Raw genomic sequence first — 19,571 nt, forward strand, 5'->3', positions numbered from 1 at the left:
CCCCGGGCGCACGCCCGTCGGGGTTGGGGGCTGGCCCACCCCGTGCGAGGCCGTGTTCCGGCTGACCCCCCGGGCGGGCCGCCCGGCGGACAGCCGGTGGGCCTCGGTGGACCCGCGTCCTCGGGGCGGACCGGCGTGTCCGTCGACGTCCGGTGGCCGGTCCGCGCTTGGGTGCGAGGTCTAGAACTCCTCGACGAAGTAGGGCTCGACGGTCATCCAGCCGTTGCCCGAGGCGCCGTTCAGCCGGCCCGTGGAGTTCTGGGCGAGGGTGTACCAGGACTCCACGTAGTCGGGGTCGTCGGTGAACCAGCTGTCGGGGATCGCGCTCAGGACCGCGTTCACCAGCGGGATGTAGGTGCCTTGGTCGGTCACGGTGAGCAACGCCGTGGTGATCGCCTGCGCCAGCGCACGGTAGTTGGTGCCGTCGTCGTCCTCCATCATGACGACGTCGGCCAGGTTGTACTTGTAGTTGGACCAGTTGACCAGGATCTGGTTCGGGTAGTAGACGGTGCCGTCGTAGTCCAGGTAGGGCATGTCCACCGAGTCGACGCGCGCCGCGCCGTCCTGGCCGAAGCCGGTCACCAGCGAGAACATCTCGGCGGCGCCCTTGAACCAGGGCTCCTGGTCGTCGTTCACCTCGACGGCCGTGACCTTGGTCGCCCACCAGCCCGCCGCGCTCGCGGCGTGGGCGCTGTTCGCCGACTTCGACGGGAGGGAGGTCAGGCCCTTGTCGGCGAAGGCCTTCTGCAGCACCTTCAGGCCGGCCCGGTGGGCCTTGGTGACGTCGATGTCCAGGATGTACAGCGGGCGGTCGGGAACGTGTGCGGTGCCGACGGCGTGGGCGTGGCCTCGGCTGTCGTACGCCGTGATGTTCCTGGCGTCGTCGTCGGCCGCGGCGACGGCGATCCAGGGGGTGGCTGCGGCGTCCAGGTGCGACCGCATGGACGGCGCGGCCAGCCGGACCCGCAGCAGCGAGCCGGTCGATGCGGGTAGGCCCTTCAGGCCCGCGATGCGACGGTCCGCGGCCGAGACGGAGGCGTACAGGTTCCTGCCCTCCGGGAAGGCGGTCCGGCCGGTCAGCCCTTGGAGGTCCACGTCCCCGGTGCCGAGCGCAGCCGCACGGACCTGCTCGCGCCACTGCGGGTCGCGCAGTGAGGCGGACAGCGCTCGCGCGATCTGCTGTTCGGTCGACCACACCGGAGATTTCCGGAACGTCGTGGCCTGGTCCCCCGCGTCCCGCAGCGGCGCTGCGATCGCCGGCTGGACGGAGCCGCCGATGACCGCGGACAGCATCACGCCGATGAGGACGCCGCGTCTCTTGCTTGATCTGCTCACCATGCTCCTTGTGTTGTCGGTCGCCGCCGCGCCCACGGTGAACGGACGGCCGTCATAGGGGGATGGGCCCGGATCCGATCCATTTGGTCTTGTCCGGGACATGACATACGGGAGTGCGTGGGGTGAACGGGCATCAGCGTACGAATGATCGGGGTCGCGGCGGGGCCAGGCCGCCGGTTCGCCGCGCACGCCTCGCCTCGCCTCGCCCCGCCTCGCCCCGCCCCGCCTCGCCTCGCCTCGCCTCGCCTCGCCGGGAGCCGGTGTACCCGGAGTCGCGGCCGGGGAGCGCGGCTACCGGGGGCGGTCGGCGCGCGGTCGGCCGCGCGGACTGCTCGGCAAGCCGAGCATGATCTTCTCGGTGTCGGCCAGATACGTCTCCGCCGCGCGCCGCGCCTCCGCGACGTCCCGGCCGGCCACGGCCCGTACCACCGGCGCGAGGCGGTCCGCCGCCCGCGCCGCGTCCTCGAACGGCGCCCGCAGCGCGGTCCGTACCGGGAGATAGGCGTTGAACAGCGTGTTCGTGAGGAGCAGATAGACCCGGTTGCCCGTGGCCCGCGCCAGTTCGCGATGCACTTCCACGTCGGCGAGCTGGACGGCGTCGGCGTCCGGGCCGTCCGCGACCTGACGCAGCAGGTGTTCCAGCCGCCGGGCCTGCCGGTCCGTGCGCCGGTCGGCCGCGCGGCCGGCGATGAGGGTGCCGATGTGCCGTCGTGCCTCGAAGACCTCCCGCAGCCACGTGGAGTCCTGTGCCGCCAGCATCGGAAGCAGGTCGGCGCCACCGGTCCGCAGGTAGTCCAGGACACGTGTGCCGATGCCGTGCCGGGTGCTCAGCAGTCCCGCCTGCTCCAACCGCGTCAGCGCGTGCTTCAACGTCGTACGGGTGACCCCGTATCCAGCCGCCAGCTCCCTCTCGGGGGGCAGCAGGGATCCAGGGCCGTGCGTGCCGCCGAGGATGTCCTCACGCAGCCGTGCTTCAAGCAGGTCGACCACGGTTCGGCGCGGAATGCTCTCGACGGCCACGGAGGATCTCCCAGGCTTCGGTCAGCGGTTCAGTGGCCCACTGGTCCAGCGGCCCACCGGTTCAGCGACTTCTTGGTCTAGTGGCTCAGCCACTGCCTCAGTGAAGCAGTCCCCCAACCACCACGTCAATTACCTGTGGAGGCAGAGCAGTTGAGCAGGTTTCGCGGGGTGGGTGGAGCGCCGTGCCGCACGGCAGGCTTCCGCCCCCCCAGCCGGGGATCCGGCGCGCCCGGTCCGGTCACAGGGTGGCTCCGTAGGGGGCGCGGTCCTCGGGGACGAGCGGTGTCGCGGGCGTCGTGCTGCCGCGCGGACGGCCTCGCCGGAGGCGACCGCCTCGTCGATGGACACCATGGTGTCCAGGGGGTGGTGGCCGAGGCCTCCATGACGCCGACACCGACACCGACACCAATGCGGACAACGCCTCCCACAAGGCGCCGGAGTCGGCCGGGATGCCGCGCGGGGTGTTCAGACTCCGCGGGCGTCGATTCCGAGCAGGCGCAGGTACATGGCGTTGAGCGTGTCCACGGTGTTCTCGAAGTGCGCCGGATCGGTGATCCGGTGCCTCGCGAACCGCGCGAACATACCCAGAACGGCATCGGCGACCGCTTCGGCGTCCGCCGCCGGATCGGCCCGTCCGGCAGCGGTGAGCCGCTCCACGTAGCGGATCATCCGCCGCCGCGGCCTCTCCTGGATCTCCGTCCAGACCGCCGCGATCGCGGGGTCCGCGAGGGCCTGGTGCTCGATGACCGTGAGCAGATCGAGGTGCTGGGAATAGGCGGCGAGGAAGGCGGCGCTGGACGCCCGGCCGAGGGCCACCGGGTCGTCCTCGTCGACGCCGGGGACCTCGTGCGCGGCGAGGAACTCGTCGCGCACCGCCGAGGCCACGGACGTGAAGATGTCCGCCTTGGAGGTGAAGTACAGATAGAACGACGCACGGGAGACATGCGCCGCCTGGGTGATGTCGGCGATAGTGGTCCGCGTGTACCCGTGCGCGGCGAAGACATCTTCCGCACAGCTCAGGAGCCTGGTCCGGGTCTCGTGGTCCTTTCCCTCCCGTGAGGTGCGCGCCCGCGCCCAGGCCGCCTCTTCCGTCATGACGGGCCGTGCCCGAGTTCGTCGAGGATCTGCCGGCGCAGCCTGTACTTCTCGATCTTGTTGGTCGGGGTGCGGGGTAGGTCCTTCACCATGCGTACGATACGTGGCCGTATGTACTTGGGCATCGCCGCGCGCGCGTGGTCGCGCACGTCCTGGGCGGTGAGCCGGGCGCCTTCGGCCGGGACGACGAAGGCGACGACGTCGTCCTCGTCGCCCTCCCCGGACGGGACTGCGAACACGGCGCAGTACCGGACCCCGGAGAGCTGGTTGATCACGTCTTCGACCTGGTACGACGAGAGGTTCTCGCCGCGGACCCGTATGCGGTCGCCGAGCCGGTCCACGAAGTAGAGCAGACCGTCCTCGCCGCGCACCGCGGCATCCCCGGTGTGCAGCCAGAGGTTGCGCCACGCGGTGACCGTCGCCTCCGGTCTGCCCAGGTACCCGAGCATCGTCAGCCCGGGCAGCCGGGGTCGGATCGCCAGTTGTCCGGGCCCCTCGACACCGCATTGGCGGTCGTGCTCATCGAGGACCGCGACCTCGCAGAACGGCACAGGCAGGCCCATGAATCCCTTGCGGGTGACCGTGCTGCCGCCCAGGACGGTCTGTCCGCGCTGTGCCGCCACCTCCTTGACCGCGCTGTGTGAGAGGCCGCGGTAGAGGTGGGCCGGGGTTCCGTGGCCCTCTGCCGTCTCCTCGATGAACGCGCTCACCACGGCACCGGATTCCGTCTGACCGAATCCGGCGAAGACGAAGTCGAATCCGAATCGGCGAGCGACCTCGGCGTGATGGAGCGGGAGGGGTTGCAGGTAGACCTTGTTGAGGGTGTTCGCCCGGTCGTCCGCGGCAGGTTCCCGCTGCATCAGCCAGGGGATCATCACGTCGAGCAGGATCGCGGTGGTGGCGCCGCGGGAGGAGATCCGTCTCCAGAAGTCATCGGGGCTGAACCGGTCCCAGAGCGCCACCTCGCATCCCGTCCATGCGGCTCGCGCCACGTTCGCGATCGCGCCACCCACGTGATACATGGGCAGGTCACTGTAGATGACGTCGTCGGCGGTCAGCGGCATCCGCAGGCCGAAGGTGTACTGGGCCATCCACCGGTAGGGCTGCACCACGCCCTTGGCCGGCCCGGTGGTTCCCGATGTGTACACGATGTTGGCCGGGTCGTCGAAGCCGACCCGGACGTCGGGGCGCTCGGCCTCGGCGGTCAGCGACGCCCAGGGAAGTGCGCGCAGACGTGGATGGAGTGCCGCGACGTCGGCGACATGGTCATGTGCGTTCGGGGGCGGTGCGTACACCACCAGCGGTGGCGGTGCCTGCAGTTGGTCCACCACGTCGTTGACCGCGGGCAGCAGCCGGGCGTCGGTGACGAGCAGCGAGGGTGCGGTGTCGTTGAGCTGGTAGGCGAGAAGCCGGCCGGTGAATCCGAAGTTCACCGGGCAGTGGACGGCTCCGGCTTTCCAGATGCCGAACATCAGCAGGGCGGCGATGTACGAGTTCGTGGTCAGCACGCTGACTCGGTCGCCCTTGGCGACACCGTGGGCGGCCAGGTTGCCCGCGATGTGATCGCTGATCCGGCCGAATTCGGCGTAGGTGTGGGTGATCTGGTCCTCGCCGTAGTGCAGGAACACCCGGTCCGCGCGGGTGCGGGCCCAGTGGTCGAGGCGCTCGGTGACGATGTCGCCGTCGGCCTGCAGGAGGGCGAGCAGGGCGTCGTTGTCCACCGTGATTCCTCTCGTGGGGATCTCAGGGGCGGGTGCCGAAGGCCGGCCGGCCGAAGAGCGTGGGGATCAGCCGGTACGCGTCGCGCACCCAGTCGCACAACAGCGGCCGGCTGTCCCGGGGATCGATGACGTCCTGGATGCCGAACCTTTCCGCGGTGCGGAACGGTGATCCCAGGTTGGCGAGTTCGGTGCGCAGGCGGTCGGCCTCGGCGGCAGGGTCGTCGGCGGCCTCGATGTGTGCGCGGAAGGCCGCCTCGACACCGCCCTGCACGGGCAGTGACCCCCAGTCGCCGGACGGCCAGGCCCAACTGCGCATGGCCCGGTGACGGTTGACGATGCCGGCGCCGCCGACGCCGTAGACGCGGCGCACGATGAGTTCGGCCTGCGGTACCCGGGCCTGGTAGACGGCGCTGATGGCGCGTGCGCCGTGCCGGATGGTGCCTCGTCGTTCGGCGGCCAGTCCGATGGTCATGCCCGCTTGATCGGTGAGGCTCACGATGGGCAGGTGGAAGGTCTCGCACAGGTCGACCAGCCGGGTGACCGCGAGCGCGCCCTCGACCGACATGGTCGCGCCCTGGCAGGGGTCGGCTGCGATCACGCCGACCGGATGGCCGTCGAGGCGGGCGAGTGCGGTGACGGTGCCCCCGCCGTATTCGGCGTAGGTGAACACCGAGCCCGCGTCGAAGATCGCGTCGAGGACCGGTCCGATGGCGTACGGGCGGCGCTTGTTGTGCGGAATCGCCGACAGCAGGCGGTCCTCGCGGCGATCGGCCGGGTCGGTCCCCGGCAGGACGGGAGGCCCCTCGTACACGCTCCGGGGAAGATACGACAGGAAGGCTTTGATCACCTCGAACGCGGCGTCCTCGGACTCGACCACCCGCTCGACGGCTCCGCTGGAGCGGTGCACCTGGGTGCCACCCAGTTCGTCCTTGGTGAGGATCTCGCCGGTGGCGCTGCGCACCAGCGGCGGCCCGGCAGTGAAGAGCTGACCGACGCCATCGGCCATGACCGCCAGGTGGGACATGACCAGCCGTGCCGCGCCGAGACCGACCGTCGGCCCCAGGCAGGCGGCCACGACCGGGACCACCGACAGGTTGTCGACCACCGCGTCCCACGCCGGGTTGACCGGGACGTAGGTGTAGCCGGCGTCGAGGGCCATCTTCACGCTGCCGCCCCCGCTCTGACCGTCGAGCAGCCGAACCATCGGCAGCCGCATCTGATGCGCGTATTCCTCGAGGTAGATCTGCTTGGCGTGGATCGCCGCGTCGCCCGCGCCGCCGCGCACCGTGAAGTCGTCGACACCGAGCACCACCTTGCGTCCGTCGAGGTGCGCGGTGCCCGCGATGAAGTTGGTCGGAGCCACCGCGACGGCCGCGCCGCGCTCGTCACGCGCGGCGAACCCCGCCAGCGCGCCGATCTCGGCGAAGCTCCCGGGGTCGGCCAGCTTGGCGATCCGTTCCCGGGCGGTCATGCGGCCGGTGCCGTGCTGGCGGGCGATCTTCTCCGGTCCGCCCAGGGCGCGGGCGAACGCCTCACGCCGTGCGATCTCCTGGACCTCGGCCGACCAGTCCTCGTCCACGTCCTGTGCGCCGGCACGGGACTTGCCCGCAGCGGGACCTCCAGGGGGTGCCGCCCCCTCGGTCGCCTCGACCAGCACGAGGGGTGTGCCTGCCGCCACGACGTCGCCGGGAGCGGCCAGGAGCCGCAGGACGTGCAGGTCGCCGTCCGCACGGAGCACGTGCTCCATCTTCATCGCTTCGAGCACCAGCAGCGGGGCGGCGTCCGGCACGTCCGTGCCGGCCTCGGCGGAGACGGAGACGACCACGCCGGCCATCGGCGCCCGCACCGCGTCGGTGCCCTCGGGCAGGACCCGTGACGCGTCGGGCGCGACCGGTCCGGCCGGTGCCGTGTCGCCGGGGTCCGCGGCGAACGGGGCCGGGGGCGAGAGGTGCGAGGCGAAGCCGGCGAGACGGGCCGGAAGGTAGGAGGTGTCCCATGCGCCGGTCAGGAAGTCGGGGTCGGTGAGGATCGCGTGCAGCAGCGCCCGGTTCGTCGCGACCCCGTCGACGCCGCACTCGGTGACCGCCATGGCGGCGCGGCGCGCGGCGTCCTCGAAGTCGCTCCCGACGGTAATGATCTTGGCGAGGAGGGGGTCGTACCGGGGGCCGACGGTCCATCCGGCATAGCCGGCGGTGTCGACGCGCACCCCCGGCCCGGAAGGCAGGGCGAAGCCGGTGATCGTGCCCGTCGCGGGGTACGGGTCTCCGGAGCGGTCCGGCTTCTCCGCGTAAAGACGGGCCTGGAGGGCGAAACCGCGGGCGGCCGGGGGTTCGGCCAGACCGCAGTCGGCCAGACGGGCTCCCCGGGCGAGGCGGATCTGGGTACTCACCAGGTCGACTCCGGTGATCGCCTCGGTGATCGTGTGCTCGACCTGCAGGCGCGGATTGGCCTCCATGAACCAGAACTCGTCACCGTCGAGGAGGAATTCGACCGTGCCGATCCCGCGGTAGCCCACAGCGGCCGCCAGCCGTGTCGCGGCGGCGATGATACGCCGTCGGGTGTGCGGGGCGAGCGAGGGGCTCGGGGCCGCCTCGATCAGTTTCTGATGGCGGCGCTGGATGCTGCAGTCGCGCTCCCACAGGTGGCTGACGCCACCGTGGGTGTCGGCGACTATCTGTACCTCGATGTGCCGGGCGTCGAGGAGCAGCTTCTCCACGTAGAGCGCGCCGTCGCCGAAGGCGGCGCGGGCCTCCGAGGCGCAGCGGTCGAACGCCTCCTCGAGCTGCGCGGCGTCGTGCACCTCGCGCATGCCCCGGCCGCCGCCGCCCGACAGCGCCTTGACCATCAGCGGGCCGTGCACCTCGAAGAAGGCCCGCGCCTCCTCAGCCGTGGTGGGCCCGGACGATCCGGGAGGCACCGGAATCCCGGCCTGTTCGGCGACGCGGCGCGCCGTCACCTTGTTGCCGAGCCGGGCCAGCACCTCGGGCGGAGGCCCGATGAACCCTGTCCCGGCTTGCTCGCACGCCCGCGCGAAGTCGGCGTTCTCGCTGAGGAAGCCGTATCCGGGATGGACCAGATCTGCGCCGCACGAGGCCGCCGCCGCGACCACGGCCTCGATGTCGAGGTACGCGCCGGGTCCGGTGCCGGGCAGCGGCAGGGCCAGGTCGGCGCGCAGGACGTGCAGGGCGCGGGCGTCGTCCGGCGCGTGGACGGCGACCGCCGTGTCGCCCAGGAGATGGATCGCCCGGATGATCCGGACCGCTATCTCTCCCCGGTTCGCCACCAGGATCCTGGCCATGCCGCTCCTCACTGACACTGACGTCACTGTCAGCGCCCTGTATAGCACGGCGCCACGGCGAGGTCACCGCTCCGACTCGAACAGGTACGCGGACCATCGGCGTGCCATCCGGAAGGCGCGCGGCGGTTCCTGGCCGAAGGCCGGGCAGCGACTCCCCCGCCGGCCGGGCCGGCCTCGTCCGGCCGCCGGTACCGGCGAGAACGTCAGCCGCGCCGAGCCACTGCCGCACCTCGCGGAGGGGGCCGAAGGGCCGCGCACGGCGGCCCCGTCGGTCCGCGGACGGCCCCTGCCGGGTGGCCGGCCACCCGCTCCCGTGGGCGGCCGCGTGTACGGACCCGTCCGGGCCGGCACGCGCGCCCCACGCACAGACCTGGACGTGGGCGCCCTGCCCCGCACGGCTGGGGCCAGATCGGCCGGCGGGGGGCGGCCTCGTCCCGAGGGGTGGAACGCCCGTTGCCCCACAGGCCGACCATGCGTACCGTTCCTGCCCAAACGGGAACGAGTAGAAGACGTCACGTTCTCTGCCGTACCCAAGACCCGAGCAAGGAGCAAGTGCCATGGACTCAGGCACCAACCGTTCCCGCGCCGCCGCACCGGCCTCCGGAAACACCGTCACGGATCCCCTGGCCCCGGGCGCCGGCCGCCGTGGCGTCCTCGGACTGCTCGGGCTCGGCGCCGCCGCGGTCCCCCTCGGCGCCCTGCTCACCGCCTGCTCCTCTGCCACCCCGGCCGGCGACAACGCCAAGGCCGCCGGCTCCGCGCCGGTGGACGCGGGCGGCGACATCGAGCAGCTCACCATCGCTCTCCCCGGCTCGCTGTCCACCCTGGACGTCAGCCACGAGGCCGGCATCCTCAACTACATCGCCGTACTGCTGGCCCAGGAATCACTGCTGTCGGTCAGCCCGGACGGTGCCCTCGGAGCCGGCCTGGCCACCTCCTGGACCCACCCGGACCCGCTCACCTACGTCTACGAACTGCGCCAGAACGTCACCTTCTGGGACGGCACACCGCTCACCGCCGCCGATGTCGTGGACTCCGTCGAGTACCACCTCGACGCCGCCAACGCCTCCCAGCTCGCCTACGCCTACTCCACCGTGAAGTCCGTGCATGCCACCGGCTCCCACCAGGTGACCATCCGGCTCAAGCAGCCGTACGCGATGTTCCAGTGGACGCCCACCCCCAGCACCCTGCTGATCGGCAGCAAGGCCTACGCCGCCCGGCACAAGGGCAAGCTGGGCACGGCGTCCGCGCTGCTGATGGGCACCGGGCCGTTCAAGGTGACCTCCTTCGCCCCCGACGACCATGTCGAGTTCGAGCGCAACGAGAAGTGGTGGGGCGGGCATGTCCGGGTGAAGAAGCTCCGGCTGACCTTCGTCGCCGACGACAACACACGGCTGCTGGCGATGCGCTCCGGCGAACTGGACGGCGCGGTCAACCTCCCCGCGGACCGGGCCGCGCAGTGGGAGCGGATCAAGGACACCGAGGTGCACTACGCCTCGGACCACTCGGTGGTGGCGCTGGCCTTCAACACGTCCAAGGCCCCCTGGAACGACCCGAAGGTACGGCAGGCCGTCGCCCACGCCACCGACCGCCAGGGCTATGTCCGCTCCATCCTGCGCGGCAAGGGCGAGGTCGCCTCGGCCCTGGTCACCCGGGGGCAGTGGACCGGGCTGCTGACCGACGCCGAGGTCAGGCAGGCCTACACGGCCGTCCCGCAGTACGGGTACGACATCAACCGGGCCCGCACCCTGCTCGCCTCCTCCACCGCCAAGGACGGCTTCACCGAGGAGCTGCACTACCCCGCGAGCGGATCCCAGTTGGGCCGCGCCGCCCTGGCCCTGAAGGAGGCTCTGGTGCCGCTGGGGATCACCCTGAACGTCAAGGAGGTGCCCCTGGAGAAGTGGATCTCCGAACTGAGCGAGCCCGACCGCGGACTGCACTTCCTCTGGTACTACCCCACCACCGGCGACCCGGCCGAACTGGTGGAGCCCTACCTGGACTCCGCCGCCATCGGATCCACCAACATCGCGCACTACCGCAACCAGGCCGTGCACAAGGACATCACCGAGGAACGGGCCTCCGTCTCCCCCGCCGCCCGGGGCAAGGCCCTGGCCGACGCCCTCCAACGGGCCGGCGCCGACCTGCCCTACCACTCGCTGTGGTGGGGCCAGAGCGCCACCGCGCTGAGCTCCAAGGTCGGTGTGAAGGACTTCGGCACCTTCTTCTTCATCGGCCCCTGGGCCACCCGTCTGTACCCGGCCGGCTCGTGAGCACCGCCTCCGCGGCCGTGGTCGCCGCCCGACGCCGGCTGATGGACCTCACCCAGGTCATCGAGGCCCAGCCGTCGCCCGACGGCCGGACCACGGCCGTCTCCGCCGTCCTCCCCGGACCGGACGGGCACTCCCGGGCGGACGTCCACCTCGCGTCCGGCGGCGGCTGTGCGCCGCTGGCGGGCGACGGTTGCGCCGCCCGCCGGCTGCCGCGCTGGCTACCGGACTCCCGCTGGCTGCTGGTCGTTCAGGAGGACGGTGACGAGCGCGGCAGCGCCCTGGCCCTCGCCACCGCTGCCGGCGGCGACCCGGCGCGGATCCTGGACCGCTTCCCCGGCGAGATCGAGGACGTCCTGGTCGCCGCCGACGGGAGCGCCGCACTGCTGCGGGTCGCGGAGCCCGGCGCGGACCGCGACGGCATGAACCTCGGCCTGCCCGTCGAGGGGTCGGCGGGCCCGGCCGACCCGGTCGTGCAGCGTCCCGGGACAGGGATACGCCGGCTGTGGCGGATCTCCCTGACCGCCGGGCGGCCGGCCGAGCCGGTCGGCCCCACCGGGCTCACCGTATGGGCGGCACACTGGAACGGCGGGCGCCACGCCCTCGCCGTGGTCTCCCGGGACGCCTGGCCGGCCGGGTTCTACCGGGCCCAGGTGGTCCTGCTGGACCTCGCCGCCGGCTCGGTGCGCGAACTGTCCCCTTCCGACCCCGGCATCCAGCCGGACCATCCGGCGCTCTCCCCCGACGGCCGTTACGCCGCCTGGGCCGAGGGCCTGTCGATCGTCTCCGGCCTGCTCCGGCTCACCGACCTGGCCACCGGCGCCCCGGTGCCGGTGCCTGCGCTCGACGACATCACCTCGCTGCACTGGAGCGGCCCGCGCACCCTGTGGTACGCGGGCTGGGACGGCACCGGCTCACGAGTGGGCCGGCTGCGGCTGGGCGCCGGCGAGGTGCATCACGAGGAGCTGTGGCACGGCGAGGCCACCCTCAGCGGCGCCGGGTACCGGCCGCAGATCCGCACCTGCGCGGCCGGCCGGGTCGCCGCCTCCGTACTGCACGCCCCCGGGACCCCGCCCGAGGCGGTCACCGCCGACGTCGGCACGGCCGCCGAGGAGCCCCCGCGGGCCGCCGGCCCCGCCCCGGCCCCTCACCCCGTCCCGGAACCGGACGCCACCCCGCGGCCAGAGCCCTTCTGGACTCCGGTGACCGCGTTCAACGCCGGACAGCAGGTGCTGGACGAGGGCATCACCACCGAACCGCTCAGCTGGCAGGCATCGGACGGCAGCCGGGTCACTGGCCTGCTGCTGCACCGCGCCGACCTCACCGGCCCGGCGCCCGCCGCCGTCCTGCTGCACGGCGGCCCGGCGTGGCTGTGGTCCGCCGGCTTCGCCCCCGGCGACGTGCTGGGCCTGCCGCTGGCGCTGGCCCGGGCCGGCTACCGAGTGCTGCTGCCCAACCCCCGCGGCAGCGCGGGCCGCGGGCAGGGGCACGCCCGCGCCGTGGTCGGCGACCTCGGCGGCGCCGACCTGGACGAGGTGTTCGGCGGGGCCCGCGCCCTGCTGGACCGAGGGCTGACCGCACCCGGCCGGATCGCCGTCCTCGGGCACAGCTACGGCGGCTACCTCGCCGCCCTCGCCGCAGCGCGCGGCGGTCTCTTCGCGGCGGCCGTGGTCGTCTCCGCGCCCACCGACTGGCCCTCCTTCGCCGTCACGAGCGCCATCGGCGGCGGCTACGACGACGCCTACCGCATCACCGGCGGCGGCCACACCGACGGGCCGGACACCCCCTCCCCCGCCGCCACCCCCTCCCCCGCCCGTGAACGCGACCCGGCCCCGACGCCGACGTTGATCCTGCACGGCTGCGCCGACCGGGTGACCCCCGTCGAGCAGGCCCGCGCCCTCTACCGGGCCCGGCTCCTCGCCGGGCACCGCGACGTGGAGCTGGTCCTCTACCCGCGCGAGGGCCACGAGTTCACCGAACCCGATCATCTGCTCGACGCCTGCGCCCGGACCGCCGACTGGCTGGACCGCCACCTCGTACCGGACCCCGACACCACGGGCGGCACCTCATGACGACGACGCCCCCCACCGCCGGGCAGTCCCCGCAGACCCCTGCCGCACCGTCGCCGGGCCCCGCCCGCCGGCCCGGCCATCCGCTCGCCGCCTACGCCGCCCGCCGGCTCGCGGCGGCCGTCGCGCTGCTGCTGGTCGTCTCCCTCGCCGTCTTCGCCCTGCTCGCCCTGGCCCCCGGCGACCTGGCCCGTACCCTACTCGGCACCCGCTCGGCCACCCCGCAGGCGTTGGCCGCGGTCCGTTCCGCCCACCACCTCGACGATCCGTTCCTCGTCCAGTACTGGCACTGGCTCGCCGCCGCCCTCCACGGTGACCTCGGCGTGTCCGTCCGTACCGGGGCGCCGGTCACCCAGGCCGTCGGCGATCGCATCGGGCTGACCCTGCAACTGGCCCTCGGCGGTTTCGTCCTGGCGCTCCTCGCCGGAGTTCCCTTCGGGACGCTGGCCGCACTGCGGCGCGGCCGCGCCACCGACCGGATCGTCCAGGGCCTCGGGGTGGTCGGCCTGAGCGCGCCCGCCTTCGCCTCCGGGCTGCTGCTGGTCCACCTCTTCTCGCTGCGCGCCGACTGGCTGCCCGCCTTCGGCGCCGGGGACGGCGGCACCATCGACCGGCTGCGCCATCTCGTGCTGCCCTGCGTCGCCCTGGCGGGGTCGGTGACCGGGCTGCTGCTCAAGCTGACCCGCGCGGCGGTGCTCCGCGAGCTCGACGCCGACCACACCGCCTTCGCGCTCGCCCGGGGCGTGCCGCCGCGCGAGGTACTGCTGCGGCACGTGCTGCGCGGCGCGCTGCTGCCCATCGCGACCGGCGCGGGCCTGGTGCTGGCGTACCTGGTCGCCGGAACGGTCCTGGTCGAGGCGACCTTCGCGCTGCCGGGACTGGGGCGTCTGCTGGTGGACTCGGTGACCTACAAGGACGTACCAGTGGTGCAGGCCGTCGCCCTGCTGGCCGCCGCCGCGGTCATCACCGTCAACCTCGTGGTGGACCTGCTCACCCCGCTCATCGACCCGCGCATCCGGACCGGAGGCACCCGATGACCATCCCAGCCGAACCCGCCGCGGACAGCGGCCCGGCCGTTCCCGTCCGGCCCGCCGCGGACGGCACCGCCGGACGCCGCAGGCTGCCCCGGCCAGGACTGCTGGGCGGCGTCTGTCTGGCCGTCCTCGCCGTGCTGGTCGCCGCCGCCGCCCTGGGCGGGCTGGTCTTCCCGCACTGGGCGCGGCAGGACCTGCTGCTCGGCGTCAGCGGGCCCAGCCCCGGCCACCCCCTGGGCACCGACGACCTCGGCCGCGACATCCTGCAGACCGCGGTGGTCGGCACCCGCAGCGCCCTGGTCGGACCGGCCCTGATCGCCGTCGGCTCCATGGCGCTCGGCAACCTGCTCGGCCTGTGGGCGGGCTACCGGGGCGGCTGGGCGGACGCCCTGGTGGGCCGCTGGGCCGACCTGGTGCTGTCGCTGCCCGCCCTGCTGGTCACGGTGGTCGTCGTCGGCGTGCTCGGCGGCGGCTACCCGGCCGCCGTGCTCGTACTGGCCGTGCTCTCCAGCCCCACCGACACCCGGCTGGTCCGCTCCGCGGTACTCGCCCAGCGGCACCTGCCGTACGTGGAGGCCGCCGAGGCCCTCGGCCTCAGCCGCCGCCGCATCCTGCTCGGGCACATCTGGCCCAACGTCCTGCCGCAGGCCCTCGCCAACGCCCTGGTCAACTTCAGCTTCGCGCTGGTGGCCCTCAGCTCGCTCTCCTTCCTCGGCATCGGCGTGCCCCCGGGCGCCGCCGACTGGGGCCGGATGCTCTCGGAGAACCAGACACTGATGTACGACAATCCGGCGGCCACCCTGCTGCCCGCCCTGCTGGTCGTCACCGCCGCGACCGCCGTCAACCTCCTCGGCGACCGTGCCCAGGACGCCCTCGACCTGCGGGCGAGGACCCGGTGACCGCCACCGCACCGCAGCCGGCGCCCTCCGGGCCCCTGCTGGCGGTCCGGGCCCTGCGGCTGGAGACCACCTCCGTGCCGCCCCGCCCGCTCGTGCACGGCCTGGACCTGGACGTACACCCCGGCGAAAGCGTCGGCATCGTCGGCGAGTCCGGCAGCGGCAAGTCGCTCACCGCCCGCGCTGTCGCCGCACTGCTGCCCGGCACCGTACGCGCCTTCGGCAGCGTCGTCGCGGGCGGCCGGGAGATCACCGACGTCCGGTCCGCCCGCCCCGGCGGCCTCTTCGGCAAGGCACCCGAAGGCCACCGCGGACGCACCGTGTCCCTGCTGATGCAGGACCCGTTCACCATGCTCCACCCGCTCCGCACCTGCGGCCGGCAGATCGCCGACGGCATCCGGGCCGGCGCCCCCGGTATCAGCCGCCGCGGCGCGGCCCTCGCCGTCACCGAACGGCTCGCCGAGGTCGGCCTGGCGCCCGGGACCGCCGACCGCTACCCGCACGAGCTCTCCGGCGGCATGCGCCAGCGCGCCGCCCTCGCCGCGGCGCTCGCCCCCGGTCCGCGCCTGCTCATCGCCGACGAGCCCACCACCGCCGTCGACGCCCACCACCAGGGCGAGGTGCTGGCCCTCATCCGCCGGCTCCAGCAGGCCCGCGGCATGGGCCTGCTGCTCATCACCCACGATCTACGGGTCGCCTTCTCGGCCTGCGACCGGCTGTATGTGATGTACGCAGGCACCATGCTGGAGTCCGGCCCCGCCAGGGACATCGAAACCGGCCCCGCCCACCCCTACACGGCCGCGCTGCTGGCCGCCGAGCCATCGGTGCGCGAACGCTACGAGACGCTGCCCACCACCCGCACCGTCGCCGGCCCGGCGACGCCCGCCACGGGCTGCCCCTTCGCCGCCCGCTGCGCCTGGGCCGAGGCGGACTGCCGTACCGCAGAGCCCGTCCCGCACCCCGTCGGCGACAGCACCGGACCGGGCGGGCGGCTGACCGCCTGCCGGCGGATGCCCGCCGTCGCCGCGGACGTCGCCGCCGCGACCCGTCGGACAGCGGCTGTCGCCGTCCCCGACCGGACGGCCCGTCCCCTGCTGCAGGTGCGCGGCGCCCGCAAGTCGTACGGCGCGCACGAGGTTCTGCACGGCGTCGACCTGGAGGTTCCCGAGGGCGGCGCCGTGGGCCTGGTGGGCGAGTCCGGCTCCGGCAAGTCGACTCTGGCCCGGCTGGTGACCGGCCTGGAGCAGTTGGACGGCGGCCGGATCGTCATCGCCGCGGACGCTGCCCGGCAGGACGCCGGCAGTCGTGACGCCGAGCCGCTGCTGCTCGCCCCGGGCCGTCCGGCCCGAAGAAGCCGTCTCGCCCTCGCCTCCGCCGTGCAGATCGTCTTCCAGGACCCCTACTCCTCGCTCAACCCCGTCCACACCGTCGGCTCCGCGCTCCGCGAGGCCGCGGCCTCCCCGGCCGCCCGGCGGCGCGCAGAGAGCACCACGACGCCGGTGGCGACGGCCGAAGAGCTGCTGGAGTCCGTCGGTCTGCCCGCCGCCTACGCCGCACGCCGGCCCGCCGCGCTCTCCGGCGGCGAGCGGCAGCGCGTCGCCATCGCCAGGGCCCTGGCCGTACGCCCGAGGCTGCTGGTGTGCGACGAGTCCGTGTCCGCCCTGGATGTCTCCGTCCAGGCGCAGATCCTCACGCTGCTGGCCCGGTTGCGTCAGGAACTGGGCCTGTCCCTGCTGTTGGTCACCCACGACCTGGCCGTCGCCAGGCAGGCCACCGACCAGCTGTATGTGATGCACCGGGGACGCATCGTGGAGCGCGGCCGCACCGACCGGGTGCTGGACCACCCCGAGGCCCCGTACACCCGCCAACTGCTCGCCGCGCTCCCGGGATCGTCGGCCCTGCCCGGCGACTCCGGCACATTGCGGAGGACGGAGGGATGAGTGGACCGGATAGCCTTCCTGCCGCGGCGTCACCCGTCGCGGCAGGGCACGATGCGGAAACACAGGGGAGCGGCAGCGTGGACAGTACGACGAACGGCCCGGAACGGGCCGTGCCGGACACCGTGGCCGCAGGGCCGCGCGGCACGCTGGCCGCCAACGTCAAGCGGCTGCGGCTGGCCAGGGGTTGGAGCGTGCGCGAGCTGTCCGCCCGCACCGGCACCAGCAAGGCCCTGATCTCCCAGATCGAACGCGCCGTCGCCAACCCGACCGTCGAAGTGCTCGCCCGGATCGCACACGCCTTGGACTCACCCGTCGACGAGATACTGCGGGCCCGCCTGACCGTGCCGGAGATCGTCCGGGGCGCCGACTTCGGCCCCGGCCCGGCCGACGAGACCATGGTGCAGCTGCTCTTCTCCTCCCATGAGCGGGCCAGGTTCGAGATGTACCGCTCCGCCCTGCCGCCGCACGCCCGCAGCCACCGCAGTACCCACGGAGCCGGCTCCACCGAGTACGTGGTGGTACTGCGCGGCACGGTGAACCTGGTCGTCGGCGAGCACACCCACCGTCTGGAGGAAGGCGACTGCGCCCGCTTCGCCTCCGACGAGGAGCACCACTACTCCACCGACATGCGGGCCGCCCTCACCCAGACCCTGATCGCCTACCCGGACTGACCCGCCGGGCCGGTACGCGAACAGGCATTGGGCTGTCACCGACTCGGGTGGGCAAGTCCCGTCTCCGACCGCGCAGATCGCGAGGGCGAGCGATCCGGGCGGAACGACGGCGATGGGGGCGAGAGACCGGCTGGGATGTGCAAGTTCGTCGCCGCCCGGCACGACCCCCTGTCGCAGCCGGCCGGCGTCGACGACCCGGAAGCTCGTCAGCACATGGCCGGGCGGGACAGCCGCGGCGTGCCCGCGCAGGTCCCCGGCGGTCGGTCGCGCATCGCCTGGCAGAGGCTGTCGGTGTACGGCGGATGATCCTGGGCGGCGTCCACCGGCGCCCAGGATCATCGCTGTGAGCGTGCCGTGCGGCCGGTGCGGTTGCCCGAGGAGCCGCGCGCCGTCGGCGGGTGCATGGGAGCGGCGATCACCCCTTGGTCGCGCCGGCCGTGAGGCCTCCCACGACGTAGCGCTGCGCGAGCAGGAAGATGACGAGCACCGGTGCGGCGGAGATGAGCGTCGCGAGCACCAGTTCCGGTGGTGACACCTCCGCGTTCGCCCCCACGACGGGGTTGAAGTTCGGCGTCGAGGTCAGCATCTGGGACAGGCCGACCTGCATCGGATAGGCGTCGCTGCCCGGCAGCATCACGTAGGGCAGGAAGAAGTTGTTCCAGTTCTGTACGAAGCTGAAGAAGCCCACCAGCGCCACGACCGGCATCGCGAGCGGCAGCGCGATCCTGGTGAAGGTCCCCGCCTCGCTGCACCCGTCGATCTTGGCCGCTTCGAGGAGTTCACCGGGCACGGCCTCGGCGAAGTAGATGTAGGCCAGGTAGACGCCGAAGGGGAAGAACGAGAACGGCAGCACCACCGAGAGCGGGGTGTTGACCAGGTGAACGTAGTTGACCTCGAGGAAGATCGGCAGGACGAGCGCCGAGGTGGGCATCAGCATCACCACGAGGGTGGTGATCAGCAGCAGGCGCCGGCCCTTGAAGTGCAGCTTCGCCAGCGCGTAGCCGGCGGGGATGCTCACCGCCAGGGTGATGACGAGGGCGAGCAGCGCGTACAGCACCGAGTTCTTCATCCACGTCTTGACCGCGCCGCCCTGGAAGGACATCAGCGCGCCCCAGTTGTGGCGCAGGGCATGGAGACTGCCGGGGGAGAACGGGTTGGCGCCGACCAGTTCGTGGTCGGTCTTGGCGCCGGCGAGGAGGAGCCAGACGACGGGGACCAGGAAGAAGATCCCGAAGACGATCAGGATCACCGAGGTCAGGGAGCGCCACGCCCAGCGCTGGGCGGTCACGGATGCAGGGGTGGACATGCTGATTTCCTAGTCGGTGTCGAAGAGTCGTCCGCGCGTCACGAAGAGGCTGGTGCTGACCAGCGCGATGACCAGGAGGTCGAGTGCGATCGCTGCCGAGCCGTTGAAGTCGTTCTGGGTGAAGGCGAACTGGTAGGCGAGCTGATTCATGCTGTAGTCGTTGGGCACGACACCGAAGCTGGCCTGGGAGATCAGCTGGGGTTCGACGAAGAGCTGGGTGCCGGCCGCGAACGCCAGGATCAGCATGTACGTGATCGACTTGCGGATCATCGGCAGCTGGATCGACAGCGCCGTGCGGATCCGGCCCGCTCCGTCCATCTTGGCGGCGACGATCACGTCGGCCGGAATGGTGTTCAGCGCGCCGTAGAGCACGAGGATCCACCCGCCCGCGCCGGTCCAGAAGGCGATGATCGCGAAGATCACCGGCAGGTGGCCCGGTGTGATGACGTCGGTGAAGTGGTCGCTGCCCATCGCCTTCAGCAGGGGGGCGACCGGGCTCACGGTGGGGTCGAGCACGAAGAGCCACAGCAGCACGCTGGAGGCTCCGGCGAGGGCGCCGGGAATGTAGTAGGCCAGGCGGATCACGGCCCTGGTCCGGCGCGAGGCCAGCTGGTGGACGACGAGGGTCAGCGAGACGACCAGCACGCTGAGCATGGCCAGCCAGATGACGAGGTAGACCGCCACATGGCCGAGTGCCGGCAGGAAGCGGTAGTCGGTGGCGGTGCGGGTGAAGTTGGAGAAGCCGGCGAACCCTCCGCCGGCGTCGGTGAACGCCAGGTAGACCGAGTAGCAGACCGGGACGACGCCGAAGAGGGCGAGCAGGACGACGTAGGGCAGGACGAAGAAGTGTCCGGCCCGGACCTGCCGGAAACCGGCACGGGTCCGGTTTCCGGCAGTCGCGGTCATGGCTGGTTTCACT

General features: G+C 72.6%; 14 protein-coding genes. 7 read left to right on the forward strand and 7 right to left on the reverse strand.

Features of this window, described 5'->3' with window-relative positions; genetic code table 11:
• Positions 1-180: 180 nt before the first annotated feature.
• The 5 genes from AB0P24_RS22365 to AB0P24_RS22385 all read right to left on the reverse strand — a co-directional run bounded on the left by AB0P24_RS22365 (position 181) and on the right by AB0P24_RS22385 (position 8,469).
• Positions 181-1,338, reverse strand: a complete 1,158-nt coding sequence (locus tag AB0P24_RS22365) for a DUF3103 family protein (RefSeq protein ID WP_365796588.1) — start codon at positions 1,336-1,338, stop codon at positions 181-183.
• A 288-nt stretch (positions 1,339-1,626) separates the two neighbouring features.
• Positions 1,627-2,355, reverse strand: a complete 729-nt coding sequence (locus AB0P24_RS22370) for a GntR family transcriptional regulator (protein WP_365796591.1) — start codon at positions 2,353-2,355, stop codon at positions 1,627-1,629.
• Between the two features lie 465 nt (positions 2,356-2,820).
• A complete protein-coding gene (locus tag AB0P24_RS22375) occupies positions 2,821-3,450 on the reverse strand; it encodes a TetR/AcrR family transcriptional regulator (RefSeq protein ID WP_365796593.1) in 630 nt (209 codons plus the stop codon).
• Entirely contained in the window at positions 3,447-5,171 is a 1,725-nt protein-coding gene (locus AB0P24_RS22380; protein WP_365796595.1) for an AMP-binding protein, read from the reverse strand. The genes AB0P24_RS22375 and AB0P24_RS22380 overlap by 4 nt, the downstream gene beginning before the upstream one ends.
• A gap of 22 nt (positions 5,172-5,193) precedes the next feature.
• Entirely contained in the window at positions 5,194-8,469 is a 3,276-nt protein-coding gene (locus AB0P24_RS22385) for a carboxyl transferase domain-containing protein (RefSeq protein WP_365796597.1), read from the reverse strand.
• Between the two features lie 557 nt (positions 8,470-9,026).
• Between AB0P24_RS22385 and AB0P24_RS22390 the strand changes: the two genes are divergently transcribed.
• The 7 genes from AB0P24_RS22390 (at position 9,027) to AB0P24_RS22420 (ending at position 17,652) form a co-directional block, all read left to right on the forward strand.
• Positions 9,027-10,739, forward strand: a complete 1,713-nt coding sequence (locus AB0P24_RS22390; protein WP_365796599.1) for an ABC transporter substrate-binding protein — start codon at positions 9,027-9,029, stop codon at positions 10,737-10,739.
• Positions 10,736-12,808: an alpha/beta fold hydrolase gene (locus AB0P24_RS22395; RefSeq protein WP_365796601.1), complete on the forward strand. Its 2,073-nt coding sequence runs from the start codon at positions 10,736-10,738 to the stop codon at positions 12,806-12,808. Before AB0P24_RS22390 ends, AB0P24_RS22395 begins: the two co-directional genes overlap by 4 nt.
• Positions 12,805-13,842 carry an ABC transporter permease gene (locus tag AB0P24_RS22400; protein ID WP_365796603.1) on the forward strand — a complete coding sequence of 346 codons (1,038 nt, stop codon included), beginning with the start codon at positions 12,805-12,807 and terminating at the stop codon, positions 13,840-13,842. The genes AB0P24_RS22395 and AB0P24_RS22400 overlap by 4 nt, the downstream gene beginning before the upstream one ends.
• Positions 13,839-14,738, forward strand: a complete 900-nt coding sequence (locus AB0P24_RS22405) for an ABC transporter permease (RefSeq protein WP_365796605.1) — start codon at positions 13,839-13,841, stop codon at positions 14,736-14,738. The genes AB0P24_RS22400 and AB0P24_RS22405 overlap by 4 nt, the downstream gene beginning before the upstream one ends.
• Positions 14,735-16,675, forward strand: a complete 1,941-nt coding sequence (locus AB0P24_RS22410; protein ID WP_365796607.1) for an ABC transporter ATP-binding protein — start codon at positions 14,735-14,737, stop codon at positions 16,673-16,675. Before AB0P24_RS22405 ends, AB0P24_RS22410 begins: the two co-directional genes overlap by 4 nt.
• 77 nt (positions 16,676-16,752) lie before the next feature.
• Positions 16,753-17,346 (forward strand): XRE family transcriptional regulator, encoded by a 594-nt coding sequence (locus AB0P24_RS22415; RefSeq protein WP_365796609.1) that lies wholly within the window; start codon positions 16,753-16,755, stop codon positions 17,344-17,346.
• A 135-nt stretch (positions 17,347-17,481) separates the two neighbouring features.
• Positions 17,482-17,652, forward strand: coding sequence for a hypothetical protein (locus tag AB0P24_RS22420; RefSeq protein WP_365796611.1), 171 nt, complete (start codon positions 17,482-17,484; stop codon positions 17,650-17,652).
• Between the two features lie 109 nt (positions 17,653-17,761).
• On the opposite strand, the gene AB0P24_RS22425 is transcribed toward AB0P24_RS22420, so the two are convergent.
• Together AB0P24_RS22425 and AB0P24_RS22430 are read right to left on the reverse strand one after the other, a co-directional pair.
• The gene (locus tag AB0P24_RS22425; protein ID WP_365796613.1) at positions 17,762-18,652 is read right to left on the reverse strand and encodes a carbohydrate ABC transporter permease; all 891 of its coding nucleotides are present in this window, start codon (positions 18,650-18,652) and stop codon (positions 17,762-17,764) included.
• Positions 18,653-18,661: 9 nt separating this feature from the next.
• Entirely contained in the window at positions 18,662-19,558 is an 897-nt protein-coding gene (locus tag AB0P24_RS22430) for a sugar ABC transporter permease (RefSeq protein WP_365796615.1), read from the reverse strand.
• Positions 19,559-19,571 lie beyond the last annotated feature (13 nt).

The organism is Streptomyces sp. NPDC086519 (genome assembly GCF_040686075.1).
Classification (GTDB): domain Bacteria; phylum Actinomycetota; class Actinomycetes; order Streptomycetales; family Streptomycetaceae; genus Streptomyces; species Streptomyces shenzhenensis.

Coding starts and splice junctions, on each gene's coding strand:
- AB0P24_RS22390 (WP_365796599.1), top strand. CDS start 9,027: ATGGACTCAGGCACCAACCGTTCCCGCGCCGCCGCACCGGCCTCCGGA.
- AB0P24_RS22420 (WP_365796611.1), top strand. CDS start 17,482: ATGTGCAAGTTCGTCGCCGCCCGGCACGACCCCCTGTCGCAGCCGGCC.
- AB0P24_RS22425 (WP_365796613.1), bottom strand. CDS start 18,652: ATGTCCACCCCTGCATCCGTGACCGCCCAGCGCTGGGCGTGGCGCTCC.
- AB0P24_RS22400 (WP_365796603.1), top strand. CDS start 12,805: ATGACGACGACGCCCCCCACCGCCGGGCAGTCCCCGCAGACCCCTGCC.
- AB0P24_RS22385 (WP_365796597.1), bottom strand. CDS start 8,469: ATGGCCAGGATCCTGGTGGCGAACCGGGGAGAGATAGCGGTCCGGATC.
- AB0P24_RS22405 (WP_365796605.1), top strand. CDS start 13,839: ATGACCATCCCAGCCGAACCCGCCGCGGACAGCGGCCCGGCCGTTCCC.
- AB0P24_RS22430 (WP_365796615.1), bottom strand. CDS start 19,558: ATGACCGCGACTGCCGGAAACCGGACCCGTGCCGGTTTCCGGCAGGTC.
- AB0P24_RS22365 (WP_365796588.1), bottom strand. CDS start 1,338: ATGGTGAGCAGATCAAGCAAGAGACGCGGCGTCCTCATCGGCGTGATG.
- AB0P24_RS22375 (WP_365796593.1), bottom strand. CDS start 3,450: ATGACGGAAGAGGCGGCCTGGGCGCGGGCGCGCACCTCACGGGAGGGA.